The following is a 13,406-nucleotide window of genomic DNA, read 5'->3' on the forward strand; positions in this document are numbered from 1 at the left end:
CGTCCCCGCGAGAAGTCGGTGGTGCAGTCGGCAGGTCAGAACAGCGGCAAGGTGTAGGCGATGATGACGCGGTTTTCGTCGCGCCGCCCGGTCGCATCGCCTTGCAGCTGTACGTTCCGCCAGCGTAGGGCCACGTTTTTCAGTGGCCCGCTTTGAATCACATAGGACACATCGATATTGCGCTCCCACTCGCTGGCGTCTTCTCCGGCCACCTTGAAGTTGTCGCCGCGTACATACCGTGCGAAGGCACTCAGCCCCGGCACCCCAAGGGGGGCAAAGTCCAGGTCGTACCGGGCTTGCCAGGAGCGCTCTTGAGCACGGTCGAATCTCAGCACCTGCACGGCATTGGCGACTCCCGGCAGATCCGTGTCGTGAATGAACGGCAGCGCGCTGTCGCCCGCGTTGTACTGGTAGCCAATCCGGAACGTCTGGGCCCTGAGGTTCGCGCTGAGCATCGCAGACGTCATACGGCTGTCCAGCTTGCCCGCCCTTTCGCTGCCGGATTCGCTGGAATCCAGGTAGTTGAGCGTACCTGACAGGTTCCAGTCGCCCGCCTTCACTGCATGCGTGCCGGTATAGAGCGTCTGGTCGTAGACATCCTCCAGCCGGCCCGCCCAGACGCCCACGGAGGTCTGTGGGGTCATGCGCCAGGTGCCCCCAAGGTAGTTGAAGCGGTCGCTGGTCACGCTCAGGTAGTTGCCCACCTGTATATCGCGATTGCCGGCAAATTCTCGCTGGTTAACCTGACGCATCTGCCCCAGGCCGATGTCCAGGTTCTCAATTTCGCGAATGTCCAGCATGGCACCTTCGAAAAACTGCGGCAGCAGGCGCGCATCCCCCGAACTGACCAAGGGAATTCTGGGGAACAGGCCACCTACCTTCAGCTCACTTTTGGAGTACTTCAATTTCAACGCCGCGGTGGCTTCGGAAAATTCATCCGCCGAACGTGGGTCAGCATTGCGCGGTGCCCCCGCGCGCTTGTAGGCCCCAGGCAGCAATGCAGTGCCACTGCGCGAGGGAGATGAGTCGAGCTTCAGACCAAGACCCGCATATACATCGACGCCCACACCAATCGTGGTGTCGGTGTACCCGGATTCGCCTTTGAAGATAAAACCCTGAGCCCATTCTTCGAGTTTCGACTGCGCAGGCTTCGTCGAGTCACGTAGATCATGGTTGTAGTAGAAATTGCGGAACGTCAGATTAGCTTTGCCATCCTCCAGTAACGCAGCCTGCGCGCAAAAAGGACTTAAGCCGATCAACAGCGACAACGGTTTTGCAGCGCGAGCGAAGCCCGCTCCATACAAGGAGTGTTTCATTGTTTTTATTCTCAGTGCAGTGGGGGGGGGTTAAATCAGGAGCCAGTACTCAGTGACCGTGCCACTCGAAGTCGAGGGTGGCCGTCAATCGCGCCCCGGGCTCAAGCACGTGCGTTCCAACTTCGCGCCACTCCGAGCGCTCCCGGTTGAACGCATCTGCCAAGTGCGACACCGGTTCAAGGCAAACGAACGGTGCGTTCGCCGGTGCAAAGGCGACAAAATGCGACAACGGGCTGGATACGCTGATCGCCAGACGACCTTCGCGATACTCAAGGTTCAGCTTGCCGTCCCAGCGGGACTGGTAATGGGCCACAGCAGCCGGGTCATCGGCCTGCAGCGTGATGCCGCCGACTGCGTCGACAAACTCACCAGTGGCCAGGTATTGATCGTCGATCAGCCACTCACGCCCGCGGCTGTAGCGAGCGCGCATGCCGGGGTGGCGCTGGAAGTACGGATGCAGCCCAAAACCTGCGGGCATGTCGGTGTCACCCAGGTTTACCAGCGCCAGGGTAATGCGCAGGCAATTGCCTTCAAGCGTGAACCGTTGCTCGGCACGAAACATCCAGGGCCAGTGTGGGCCTTGATAAGTGCAAGCGATAAGCACCTGCTGCTGATCCGCGCTGACCACCTCCCAGGCTTGGGTATGGCTGATACCGTGAAGCGTATGCGGCTGTGCCGCAGGGTGGGCGGGTAGCTGGTAAGTCTGCCCGGCAAAGGACAAGCGCGCGTCTTTCAGGCGGTTGCAGTATGGCATCAGCGGATACGCGCCCGCCCGGGGCCAGTCCAATGGGTTGAACACGGTACTGCTGACCGGCAGCAAGATATCCAGTCCTTCGGCCTTGAGCGCGGCGACGCGCCCTCCCCACCCAGGGAGCAACCGAAGGGACCAGACGGCATTGCTCAGTTCAATGGCTTGCATAAAGCCTCCTCGATCAGAATTCCAGGCACAGCCAGCCCACACCGCTGGGTCGTAGCAGCTGTGCCAACGCATTAAATGAGGCGGTGAGCGATCAGCTCCGGCGGAAGCGCTCGATGACAGCGGTGTCGATGTCCACCCCCAGGCCTGCACCTTGTGGGATGTGCAACTGATTGCCCTGGCGCAGCGCCTCTATCGGGTAGAGCCAGCCGGCCGGCTCAACGAACAGGTACTCGACCTGCGGTACCGTTGGTTGAACCGCCGCAAGGTGCAGCGTAGCGATCAGGCCTGGCCCGAAATACGGGCAATGGGGCAGCACGACGGCCTTGTGCTGGCTAGCGGCCTCGGCGATGCGCAAGCATTCGGAGATACCCCCGACCTTGGTTACACTGGGTTGAATCGAGTCGACAGCACCGCTGACCAACGCCTGTTCGAATTGCAGTGCCGTGCACCAGTTCTCCCCCGCCGACAGCGGCACCCCTTGCCCACGCAGGCTCGCAAGCGTTGCGAAATCTTCCGGCGGGAAGATGGGTTCCTCCAGCCAGGCAAGCTTCATGTCGCGCAGCGCAGGCAGCCATTCGCGGGTGTTCTCCACGCTCCACGAGCAATTCACATCGGTGGCCAGCGGTACCTGGTCGCCGATCGCACGGCGACACGAGGCGATTTCATCCAGGGTGACTTCATGCAGCTTGATATCGCTGAACCCCATTTGCAGCGCCTTTTCACAAATGCCCGGCGCCACCTCGTTGTCCGCGTAGCGCACCATGCTGGCGTAGGCGGGAATCTGCTCTCGCGTGGCGTTGCCAAGCAAGCGGTGCAACGGGATACCCTGGCGACGGGCAGCGAGGTCCCACAAACCGATATCGACCCCGGAAATGGCGAACATCGTTACGCCATAACGACCGAAGAGGTGCAGGCGCAGCTGAATCTCGCGGTTCCATGCCGCGATATCGGTAATTTCGCGATTGAGCAGCAACGGCGCGATCAGACGATCGATCAACGCCTTGGTGGCATCGGCAACGAAATAGCCAAAGGCTTCGCCCCAGCCGACATTGCCATGCTCATCCTCAAGACGGATCAACACGTTTTCCAGGGTGTTCCAGGTGGTGGGCGTTATGCCTTGCCCTTTGCCGCCATCGTTGAACGGGATTTCGACGATGTGGGTATCGATTCTGACGATCTTCATACGGCCTCCAGCACGCTGGCGAGGGGCACACCGGCATACGCTCCGCCCACATGGTCACGGCCCGAGCCAACCGCCGCCATCGATTCGTACGGCAAGTAGTTCTCGGCCAGGTTGTGGTCAGCGGTATCTTGCGGCGCATAACCCAACGCGCGCGCGCGGCGGTTGTGGAACAGCGGGTTGGAGCTTTCCGAAACGCCGTAGACGATCTCTTGGCGCACATCCGGATGCTCAAGCCCGATCAGTGTCAGTTGCGCCAGGTCGCGGGCGCTCGTCCACATGCGCAGGCGGCGGGCATCCGACACCTTGGGGTCGGCATTGCCGATACGAATAATGAACGTGGCCAGCTCGCTACGCTGCGAGAACGTGGCGCACGCTGCCTCGCCAAAGACTTTGCTGAGCGCATAGTAGCTGTCAGGGGCAACCGGCATGTCGTCGAAGCTTTGTGCGACGTCACTGCGGTACTGCCCCAGCACGTGGTGGCTGCTGGCGAACACGAAGCGCTTGACGCCATGGCGCTGCGCCGCTTCGAGCAGGTAGAGGGTAGCGTGGTAATTGGGTTCGACCGTCGCCTGGAACTGAATATCGGTACCGTGCGCGCAGGCCAGGTGCAGGATGCCGTCGACGCCTTCTACCGCGCGTTGCACGCACGCAGGGTCAGTGAGGTCGCCGACCAACGCTGTTTCACCCTCACTCAGATGTTCGACAGGCTTGCGGTCGAACAGGCGCAGATCATAACGCTGACGGAGAAAAGGCCGCAGGGCGGTTCCGACGATACCGGCGGCGCCGGTGACAAGAAGCGTAGGCATGGCAAATTCCCAAATTCGTATCGATTGCCGGCACTTGGCTGGCCGTTCAATTTACAGCCCGGCCTGAGGCCGGGTGTCGAGGTTCAAGCCGCCGCCACTGCTGCGGTCTGGTTCGCAGGCTTCTGGCCAACGAAAAATGCAACGATCACCGCGCCCAGGATGCCCAGGCCACCTGCGAGCGCAAAACCACTGGCGTAGGTACCGGTCGACTGGATGATCATGCCGGTGACCGTGGGGGCGACGATGCCGGAGAGGTTAGCCAGGCCGTGCATGAAGCCGCCTGCAGTACCCACCTGATGATCCGGTACCGCGTCCTGGATCAACGACCAGTAAGCCGGTGCCGTCAGCATCAGGAAGCCGATAGCGACCGTCATTACCACGACCGTGGTGGTCACCGATTGCACCTGGCCAGTCAGGCCAATGCACACTGCGGCAATCAACAGGCACGTCACCAGCACGACCTTTCGCGAAAACAGCTGCTTGCCTGTGCGCTTGAACACCCAGTCGATCAACAAACCGCCGCATACGAAACCCACGGTGCCGACCAACCAAGGCAGTGCCGTGACGATGCTCATTTCCTTCAGGTTGATGCCCTTCGCATCGATCAAGTAAGACGGGAACCAGGTCATGAAGAAATACAAGATGTAGTTGTAACAGAACAGCGAGATGCCAGTGACCAGTACCGAGCGTTGCAGGATGATCTGCAGCACCGGTGTACGCGGTGCATCCTGAGCAGCGGTAACAGGGGTTTCGCGCCCCTCATTGATTTCGGCCAATTCTTCAGCCGAAACGCGTGGATGCTCCTTGGGGGTCGAAGTTGCCAGGCGGAACCACGCGATCGCCCACAGCACACCCACCACAGCGATTACGACAAATGCAACGCGCCAGCCCAGCCAAAGGGCCAGAAAGCCGACAATTGGCCCGGCCAACGCACCGCCGAGCGGGCCACCCGCCTGATTGATGCCAATGGCGCGGGCGCGCTCTTTGATGGGGAACCAGCTATTGACTGTCTTGTTGGCAGTGGTCGACACCGGGCCCTCACCCACGCCGAACAGCGCGCGAACGATCAGCAGCGACCAAAAGTTGAAAGCCAGGGCGGTCGAGCCGCACAAAACGGACCAGAAGCTCATCGACCAGGTCAGCACCCGCTTGGGCCCGAAGCGGTCTGCCAGGTAACCGCCGACGAAGCAGAACAAGGCGTAGCCAAAGAAGAAACTGCTAAAAATCATGCCTTTTTCAGAAGGCGTGAGGTGGTATTCCTGGGTGATGAAGGGCATGGCGATCGACAGGGCAGCGCGATCGACATAGTTGATGATCATGGCGAGGAACAACATCGTCAAGATCGTCCAACGGTAGTTCTTTTTCTTGTTCATGGGCATCTCCGTCCTGTGCCTATTAGCACAGGATCTTGTTGTTATGGCGCGCGAACCGATGAGGGGCGCGCGCCGCATGCACCGCTAGATGCTGTAGTCGACCGCTACCCACTCAAAGTACTGTTTCAACTCACTCACGAGCGACTGGTGTGCAGGGTGTGGCAGGTATCGCTCCACTGCAGCCGCGTCGTCGAAACTGGACTCGAGGATGTAATCCCAGCAGATCGGACGATCCAATTCGTTGGCCGCGACGTGCCAGTCGCGGATGAAGTCGATTTCCTTATCAAGGTTGCGCATCCGCTCAACCAGCCGCGCTTCCACGACCGGCTCCGGGGTAACGTTGGCCAGGCGCCGGAACATCACGATATGTCGCATCATCGCCCTGCCCTCCGCTCAGCCCAGCACCCAGGCAGGTGCATCCTGCAACGCAACCGGGCGCAGGAAGCGCTCGAGCGCGGCATACCCCACCGAGGTCGTCTGCGGCGCGGTGGACGACGGCCATGGGCCACCGTGCTGCTGCGCGCGGCACACGGCCACGCCAGTTGGCACACCCGCGAACAGCACGCGCCCCGATACGCGCTGCGCAGCACGCACCAGCTTGCGGTTATCCTCGCTGGCCTCGTCGGCGCCCCACAGGGTTGTGGTGAGCGTGCCGCCCACCGCATCAAGCAACGCAACCACCTGCTCGATGGAGTCGGCGGTGACCACCAGTGCAGCAGGGCCGAACATTTCTTCACGCAGGTGCGCGTTGGCAATGAATGACGCGGCATCGGTAGCGAACAGCCGTGGCGCCGGGCCTGCGCTGTCAGGCGCGGGCTCGAACAAGGCCTGGGCATGCTCGGCGACAACGTTGGCCGCGGACTCGAACCCTTTCTGCATACCCGCCGTAAGCATACGGTGGGTAGCGATGGGCTTGATCGCCTCGGCGAGCTGCGCGACAAACTGCTGGCTGTGCGGCGAATCCAGCAAGACGATCACGCCCGGGCTGGTGCAGAACTGGCCGCAACCCAAGGTGATCGAGCCGGCCAGAGTCTTGGCCAGGCCTTCGCTGTCTTGCGCCAGTGCTGACGGCAAGGCGATCAGCGGGTTGATCGACCCCAGCTCACCGAAGAAAGGCACCGGACGCGGGCGCTCGTTAGCGGCTTGCCACAGGGCCTTGCCACCTTGGTAGGAACCGGTGAAGGCAACTGCGGCAATGCCGGGATGCTGTACCAGGTAAGTGCCGCCTGCACGGGAGGCACTTTCCACCAGCGTCAGGACGCCCTCTGGCAACCCTTGCTCACGTACAACCCGAGCGGCCAGCTCGAACACGGCAGTGGAGAGCTCCGGGTGACCCGAGTGGGCCTTGACCACCACAGGGCAGCCCGCCGCCAGCGCCGAAGCGGTATCGCCACCCAGCACCGAGAAAGCAAACGGGAAGTTGCTCGCCGAAAACATTGCAACAGGGCCCAGAGCACGCTGCACACGGGCCAGGCGTGGGCGGCCAGCCGGAGGCGCACCGGCCACCGCATCGTCTTTTACCTGCTGGTACGGAACATGTGCTTCAACCTCAGTGGCAAAACCGCGCAGCTGGAACGCAGTACGGGCAACTTCACCGTTCAGGCGGGCTTCGCCCAAACCACTTTCACGGTCGGCGATCGCTACCAGCTCAGGTTGTTGCTGCTCCAGTGCGTCTGCCAGACCGCGCAGCAGGGCTGCCCGTACGCCTGGCGTGGATTCGGCCCAGCAGTCTGCAGCGGCGACGGCCTTGGCTACCACCTTGTCAATGTTGCCGAATGCCTGGTCTTGTTGCTTAGTCATACTGCTCTCCTTCAGCGCGCTTTGGCGGCAAGGTTGTAGCCGCGACCCTGGTAGTCGAAATCGACCAATTCGTTGATCGCCAACTCTTTGTCGGCCGGGGATGCGTAGTACGCACGGATCTCTTTGATCAGCCCACTTTGCTCATCAAAGACGTACCATTCATCGCCGCGCAGCGCGGTTCCCAGCTTGGCCTTCCAGTGCGTCCACTCGATCACGGCTTCATGGCTGTCATGGCTGACGAGGATTTTCTCGATGGTCCACTGCGAGCCCAGGTTCTCCACACACCAGACCCACTTGCGCGCAATGGTGTCGGCGCTGCGCCATGGAATCTCCGGCAAGCCGGCCGGGAAGTAATGAACGGCGTCAGGGGTGAAGCAGGACACCAGCTTTTCGTAATCGGCTTCGTTGCAGGCATCGAAGTAGCGGCGGATGAGCTGGGCGTATTTATGTTCGGCCATGACTCAGTCCTTCTTGTCGATGATGGACGCAATTGCCGGGCGACCTGCAGCAACCCAGGCGTGATAATCGCTGACCGATGCAGGGCTTGGCGGATATACGCCCCACAGGGCTTCGCCAGAAGCGATGCGCATGGCCAGGTAGTTCTCGATGTCGTCCTGTACGCTGCACACTTCAGCCAGCTCCTCGGCCAGGTGTGCGGGCACGATGGTCAAGCCATCAGCGTCACCGACGATGATGTCGCCTGGGTAGACCGCGACACCGGCGCAGCCGATTGGCACCTGCAGGTCAGCTACGTGGTGATAGGAAATTCGGGTGGTCGCGGTGATCTCGCGAGCGTAAGCCGGCAGGCTCATGGCAGCAATTTCACTGCCGTCGCGCAGTGCGCCGTCAGTGACGATTGCCTTGGCGCCACGTGCCAGCAGGCGGGTCACCAGAATATTGCCGGCAGAGGCGGCAGCGGGGTCGTTGCGGCTATCGATAACCAGCACATCACCCGGCTTGATCTGCTCCACACCTACCCATTGCAGGTTGTCATCGTTGGGCTTGGTGGTCATGGTGGAATAAGTATCGATATCTTCACGCGCCGGGATGAACCGCATGGTGAAGGCACGCCCGGCGAACGGTTTCACGTCACGTGTGATGGCACGCAGACCAACCAGGGCAGGCTGACGAAAGCCGCGTTTGAAAAGCTGAGTGGTCAGCGAGCCGCTGCTGCAGGTGGCGAGCTTGGCCAACACCTCATCACTGACCTCGACCTGCTTGCCGGAGACGCTTTCATGGGCGTCGGAATAGTTGTGGATGACGGTCATTGTTATGGATTCTCCAGGCGTTTTGATTCAACTCGTGCCCCCGGCAGTTCCCATATACTGGGAATGCATGCCATGGCGGCCCTTCTGTGATCGATTCTATGGCGGAAAAAACCGAGAGAAAGGGGCAGAATTCGCTCAGGCAATGCTGCGTTCCAACAGATGGGAATTTCAGATGAAAACAGGTGAAGGTACTGCCGCACTGGAAAAGGCGCTGGATGTGCTGCAGGCAGTCGGCGCGATGGCTACGGGAATCAGCCAGACGCAGCTGGCTGAGCAAGTGCAATTACCGCGCACGACGCTGTATCGAATTCTCGCGACCCTCGTCGAGCGAGGCATGATTCGCCGCGACCCGACCCGCAAGGTCTATCGCCTCGGTTTCAAATACCTGGAGATGGTGCGCAACGCCTATATGGAGCCAGACCTGGTCGCTACCGCCAGCAGCGAGTTGCGCTCGCTGCGCGACCTGACGGGTGAAACCGCGTACCTGGCCGTACTGGACGGTGACCAAGTGTTGTCACTCGAGCGTTGCGATGGCGCACATACCACGCGCTCCTCTGCCAGCCTGGGTCAGGGCAAACCTGTTTACTGTACAGGTCAGGGGAAGGCCATTCTCTCTGCGCTGCCGCCAGCCGCCAGGGACGAAATCCTCAAGGGGGTCGTGCTGACGCCTTTGACCCCGCTGACCATCACCGATCGACGTCGGTTGTTGGCCGAGCTGCAGATCACCAAAGCCCGCGGCTATGCGTTGGACGATGAGGAAATCCGATTGGGCGTGCGCTGCGTCGCAGCGCCCATCATCGACAAGCAGGGCGTTGTGCGCGGCGCCTTGAGCGTTGCAGGGCCAGCCTACCGCCTGACATTGGAGCGGCTTGGTCTGCTCGGCCCGGAGCTTGCCGAAGCCGCAAGGCGCGTGGGCGAGCAGCTACGCGCCACGCCCCCGGCACGCCCCGACAGTGCAACGGTGGTGCTCCCGGGCCCCTGGGCATTCCATGGTGCCTTTGCGCGCTGGTGCCCCGTCCGAAACAGGCTGTACTGGGCAGATACCTTGGCGCCGGCGATCCATTACTGGGATGGCAAACGCAGCCAGTTGCTGATGCGTCTTGATCTGCCTATCACGGCAATGGAGCTCTGCGCCGATGGGCTTCTGGTGGCGCAGACCGGCGGCTGGTCGCTGTTCGATTGGGAGGGTGTGGAGCACCCTGTCCAGGATGTGCTTGGTAGCCGTCTGCTGGCGCTGGCTACCCACCCTTCGGGGGCATTGTGGGCCTGTGCGAAAACACCGGGGGGTTGCGTGATCGGTGAGCTGAGCGCCGAAGGCGAACTGCGCAACGGCTGGAGCGTCAACGAGCTGATCACCAGCTTTCGATGGGATGCCAAGGGGTCTGCGGTTTACGCCATCGCGTCGAGCGTCGGCAATATCCTGTTCATGCAGCCAGGCAGTAACCTCATTCGCAGGCTCGCGTCCCTGCCACCTGGGGGAGGCAGCTTCAGTGGGCTCGCTCTCGATGCCGAAGGCGGTGTCTGGACCACTCAGCGCGACGGATGGAGCCTCGCCCGTTTCGATGCCGACGGTAATCTGGACCGCATGATCGGCTTGCCAGTGCCCTCACCCACCGACCTGTGCTTCGGTGGCGAAGACGGTCGCAGCTTGTATATCACCAGTGCACGACAATCGCTGAACCTCGAAATGCTCGGCAGCGCGCCTGACTCGGGCTGCTTGTTGAGGGTGGATGCAGGCATTGCTGGCGAGATGGCCGCAGTGGGTGACTGGAAGGTCAACCCGCCACGATAGATACAACCACCCTACCGCCGCAAAATTGTGAATGGGGATGATAATAAAAACGGACGTCGTGATATTTTTTTCAGCGAGAATCGCCTTCAAAATCCTGAAAACCATCACGCTAAGCGCGCGCTCGAAAGTATTGACTAAGGAACTCCACCGTCACTTTCACCTTCGCCGAATTGAGCAACGGCGATGTGTGCACGGCCCAGACTGCAAGTCATCTTTGATGTCCCACATAGAACGCAGCAATATCCCCCGACCATCCAGGCACCATTGCCGGGCGATCTCGCCGTTGTTGGTGGAACTGCTCGTGCGCTATCGCGGCACCATGGACGACTGGGATCCGCTGTTCTTGGATAAACTGGCTGACCGCGGTTTTCAGGTGACGATCTTTGACTACAGCGGTCTGGGCCAATCAAGTGGTACACCTAGCTACAATCCGGGAGCACTGGCCAAGGACGCTGTAGAGCTAATCCAGGCGCTGGAGCTCGGTAAAGTTGTGATTGGTGGGTGGTCACTCGGGGGAATCGCCGCTCAGGTGGTACTGGCGCAGGCGCCACAATTGGTAAGCCATGCCGTACTGATTGGTACGACGCCACCCGGTCAGCTGGTCAAGCCTGGTGAAACCTTGTTCTACGAGATGGCTCGTCGAGACAATGACTTCGAGGATTTCGTAAACCTGTTTTTCGAGCCAGCGTCGAAGAACAGTCGTGCAACAGCCGAGAGGGCCTGGGCACGACTCGCTTTACGTGAGGGAAATCGCGGCCCCCAAGTCCCTGTCGAGTGGGCAGCTCAGCAGCTCGGGGACGGGCCCAAGAACCCCGTCTTCCCGGTCGAGGCGGTGTTGCAGGCTCTGAAGAGTACCACCATCCCTGTGCTCCACCTGGGTGCCGACCACGACATCGTGTTCCCGGTCGAAAACTGGTATGCCCTGAGCAGTCAGCTTCCGACGCTGACGCTCGTGAGCTTTCCTCGCGCCGGCCACGGGCCTCACATGCAGTACCCTGAGGCGGCTGCCAATCACATCGCTGCTTTCATTTCGGCTTAGTGTGACCTGAGGGGCCACCCCGGTGGCCCCTCCTCCCTCATCCGGTTACCACTCGCCTGGCATCCCTACGTACTACCTGAGGCGGAACGCCAAGCCCACGAATGAACACTTCTCGCATGTGCCGGCGGTCCCTGAAACCCGTTTCTCTGGCCACTACATCCAAGCTGTGCCGACTCTGCTCGATCATCAACCGGGCAGCTTCCAGACGCAGGCTTTCCACGGCCTTCGCCGGTGATTGTCCGGTTTCTGCGGTAAAAACTCGGGTGAACTGCCTGGGGCTCAAATGCGCTACTTCAGCAAGCTCCTCAACGCTGAGTGGCCGGCCAAGATGCTTGCGTGCGTAATCCAAGGCGCTCTGGATGCGGTCAGACTTCGGGGAAAGCGTCAGCAGTTCGGAATGCTGGGACTGCCCACCGGAGCGGCGCTGATGCATGACCAGTTTTCGCGCCACCGACCGAGCCAGCTCAGTGCCGTGATCCTTTTCTACCATCCCCAATGCCATATCCAGAGCGGCAGTCATACCCGCAGATGTCCATATCGGCCCATCCACGATGTAGATCCGGTCTTCTTCGACTTCGATTTTCGGATGCAGCTCACGAAGCTTGTTGGCATAGGCCCAATGTGTCGTTGCCCGCCGATTGTCCAGGACGCCTGCCTGCGCCAACACGAAGCAGCCTGTGCACAGGCCTGCAGTGCGCCGCGCACCGTCCACAAAACCTCGCACACTGGCAAGTACCTCTTCACTCGGCGGCGTCAGCGGCGTCAACGTCCCAGTAACCATCCAGGTGTCCGCCAAACCCGGAGCGCCCAAGGGCAGCGTGTCCATGTACATCCCAAGTGAGGAGCGCACAGTCCCACCCTCGATGGAAAAATTCTGGATCTTATAGGCCATTTCACCGGCAACGATGTTGGCAAATTCGAAGACCGCTTGCGTGGCCAAAGACATGACCTGGAAACCTTCGGTTATCAGATAGCCGACCCGGTGCATCGAATGACTCCTTGAGCGATGTCCTAAAAACGTATCTTATGCGTCATTTAAGACGAAAGCGACCTTCTGCATCATGGCTTCACACCAAACAACGGAGCATGACCATGACGCAGCAATCCAAAGGCACCGCGCTCATCACCGGCGCTTCCACCGGGATCGGCTCGATATACGCAGAGCGTTTGGCCCGCCGTGGCTACGACCTCGTATTGGTGGCTCGCAACCGGGAGCGTCTCAACGCCCTGGCCAGCCGTATTACCACCGAGACCCAGCGAAACGTGGAAGTTTTTCCGGCAGACCTTTCCAACGCAGCTGACCTGGTTAACGTAGAACGCAAACTTCGTGAGGACGCCAGCATAAGCCTGCTGGTGAACAATGCGGGTATCGGCACTCACACAAGCCTGATGGAAAGTGACGTCGAACGCATGGCCGAAATGATCAGCCTCAACATCACCGCCTTGACCCGCCTGACCTACGCTGCCGTTCCAGGCTTCATCGCCCGTCAGCAAGGCGCCATCATCAACATCTCGTCCATTGCAGGCCTTGCGCCAGAGCTGCTCAATGGTGTCTACGGTGGCAGCAAGGCCTACGTGACCGCCTTCAGCCAATCCCTGCACAAGGAGCTTGCAGACAAAGGCATCAAGATCCAGGCGGTGCTGCCAGGAGCCACTGCGACCGACTTCTGGCAGATCGGCGGCCTGCCTGTCGAGAACCTCGATCCCGGCATCGTCATGTCCGCTCATGATCTGGTCGACGGTGCTCTGCAGGATTTCGACAACGATGTGCTGCTTTCCATCCCGTCGCTGCATGACCTGCATGCTTTCCATCACTACGAAGCCAGCCGGCAAGCATTGTTCAGCCAGTTGTCCAGTAACCAGCTTGCCCCGCGTTACAACGCCAAGTGATCACCAGTACAGGAAACGGA

At 60.6% G+C, this 13,406-nt stretch carries 13 protein-coding genes and 1 pseudogene; 3 read left to right on the forward strand and 11 right to left on the reverse strand.

Annotation, left to right across the window (positions count from 1 at the left end; all coding sequences use genetic code 11):
* Positions 1 to 35: 35 nt before the first annotated feature.
* The 9 genes from ACNQPL_RS10830 to ACNQPL_RS10870 all read right to left on the reverse strand — a co-directional run bounded on the left by ACNQPL_RS10830 (position 36) and on the right by ACNQPL_RS10870 (position 8,665).
* On the reverse strand, positions 36 to 1,316 hold the full coding sequence (locus tag ACNQPL_RS10830) for an OprD family porin (RefSeq protein ID WP_416466684.1): 1,281 nt from the start codon (positions 1,314 to 1,316) through the stop codon (positions 36 to 38).
* Between the two features lie 49 nt (positions 1,317 to 1,365).
* Positions 1,366 to 2,235 carry an aldose 1-epimerase gene (locus ACNQPL_RS10835; protein ID WP_346613361.1) on the reverse strand — a complete coding sequence of 290 codons (870 nt, stop codon included), beginning with the start codon at positions 2,233 to 2,235 and terminating at the stop codon, positions 1,366 to 1,368.
* 91 nt (positions 2,236 to 2,326) lie between these two features.
* A complete protein-coding gene (locus ACNQPL_RS10840) occupies positions 2,327 to 3,418 on the reverse strand; it encodes a mandelate racemase/muconate lactonizing enzyme family protein (RefSeq protein ID WP_416466685.1) in 1,092 nt (363 codons plus the stop codon).
* Positions 3,415 to 4,224, reverse strand: coding sequence for an NAD-dependent epimerase/dehydratase family protein (locus tag ACNQPL_RS10845; protein ID WP_416466686.1), 810 nt, complete (start codon positions 4,222 to 4,224; stop codon positions 3,415 to 3,417). Before ACNQPL_RS10845 ends, ACNQPL_RS10840 begins: the two co-directional genes overlap by 4 nt.
* Before the next feature lie 83 nt (positions 4,225 to 4,307).
* A complete protein-coding gene (locus ACNQPL_RS10850; RefSeq protein WP_138736618.1) occupies positions 4,308 to 5,597 on the reverse strand; it encodes an MFS transporter in 1,290 nt (429 codons plus the stop codon).
* An 84-nt stretch (positions 5,598 to 5,681) separates the two neighbouring features.
* On the reverse strand, positions 5,682 to 5,975 hold the full coding sequence (locus tag ACNQPL_RS10855; protein ID WP_063426077.1) for a Dabb family protein: 294 nt from the start codon (positions 5,973 to 5,975) through the stop codon (positions 5,682 to 5,684).
* A 15-nt stretch (positions 5,976 to 5,990) separates the two neighbouring features.
* Complete coding sequence (locus tag ACNQPL_RS10860) at positions 5,991 to 7,397, reverse strand: aldehyde dehydrogenase (NADP(+)) (RefSeq protein WP_416466687.1); 1,407 nt, start codon at positions 7,395 to 7,397, stop codon at positions 5,991 to 5,993.
* A gap of 11 nt (positions 7,398 to 7,408) precedes the next feature.
* Positions 7,409 to 7,855, reverse strand: a complete 447-nt coding sequence (locus tag ACNQPL_RS10865) for a nuclear transport factor 2 family protein (protein ID WP_416466689.1) — start codon at positions 7,853 to 7,855, stop codon at positions 7,409 to 7,411.
* A 3-nt stretch (positions 7,856 to 7,858) separates the two neighbouring features.
* The gene (locus ACNQPL_RS10870) at positions 7,859 to 8,665 is read right to left on the reverse strand and encodes a ribonuclease activity regulator RraA (RefSeq protein WP_416466690.1); all 807 of its coding nucleotides are present in this window, start codon (positions 8,663 to 8,665) and stop codon (positions 7,859 to 7,861) included.
* 172 nt (positions 8,666 to 8,837) lie between these two features.
* On the opposite strand from ACNQPL_RS10870, the gene ACNQPL_RS10875 reads away from it, so the two are divergent.
* Positions 8,838 to 10,457, forward strand: a complete 1,620-nt coding sequence (locus tag ACNQPL_RS10875) for an IclR family transcriptional regulator domain-containing protein (protein WP_416466691.1) — start codon at positions 8,838 to 8,840, stop codon at positions 10,455 to 10,457.
* Positions 10,458 to 10,566: 109 nt separating this feature from the next.
* On the opposite strand, the pseudogene ACNQPL_RS10880 reads toward ACNQPL_RS10875, so the two are convergent.
* Positions 10,567 to 10,757 (reverse strand): annotated as a pseudogene (locus ACNQPL_RS10880) (LysR family transcriptional regulator); the annotation flags it as partial.
* On the opposite strand from ACNQPL_RS10880, the gene ACNQPL_RS10885 reads away from it, so the two are divergent.
* Positions 10,675 to 11,496, forward strand: a complete 822-nt coding sequence (locus ACNQPL_RS10885) for an alpha/beta fold hydrolase (protein WP_416466693.1) — start codon at positions 10,675 to 10,677, stop codon at positions 11,494 to 11,496. The pseudogene ACNQPL_RS10880 and the gene ACNQPL_RS10885 overlap by 83 nt on opposite strands.
* 37 nt (positions 11,497 to 11,533) lie before the next feature.
* On the opposite strand, the gene ACNQPL_RS10890 is transcribed toward ACNQPL_RS10885, so the two are convergent.
* Entirely contained in the window at positions 11,534 to 12,484 is a 951-nt protein-coding gene (locus tag ACNQPL_RS10890) for a GlxA family transcriptional regulator (protein WP_346613367.1), read from the reverse strand.
* Positions 12,485 to 12,588: 104 nt separating this feature from the next.
* On the opposite strand from ACNQPL_RS10890, the gene ACNQPL_RS10895 reads away from it, so the two are divergent.
* Positions 12,589 to 13,386 (forward strand): SDR family oxidoreductase, encoded by a 798-nt coding sequence (locus ACNQPL_RS10895; RefSeq protein ID WP_346613368.1) that lies wholly within the window; start codon positions 12,589 to 12,591, stop codon positions 13,384 to 13,386.
* Positions 13,387 to 13,406: the final 20 nt, after the last annotated feature.

Origin of the sequence: Pseudomonas sp. LFS044, from assembly GCF_047978245.1 — a bacterium.
In the GTDB taxonomy this organism is placed as follows: Bacteria; Pseudomonadota; Gammaproteobacteria; order Pseudomonadales; family Pseudomonadaceae; genus Aquipseudomonas.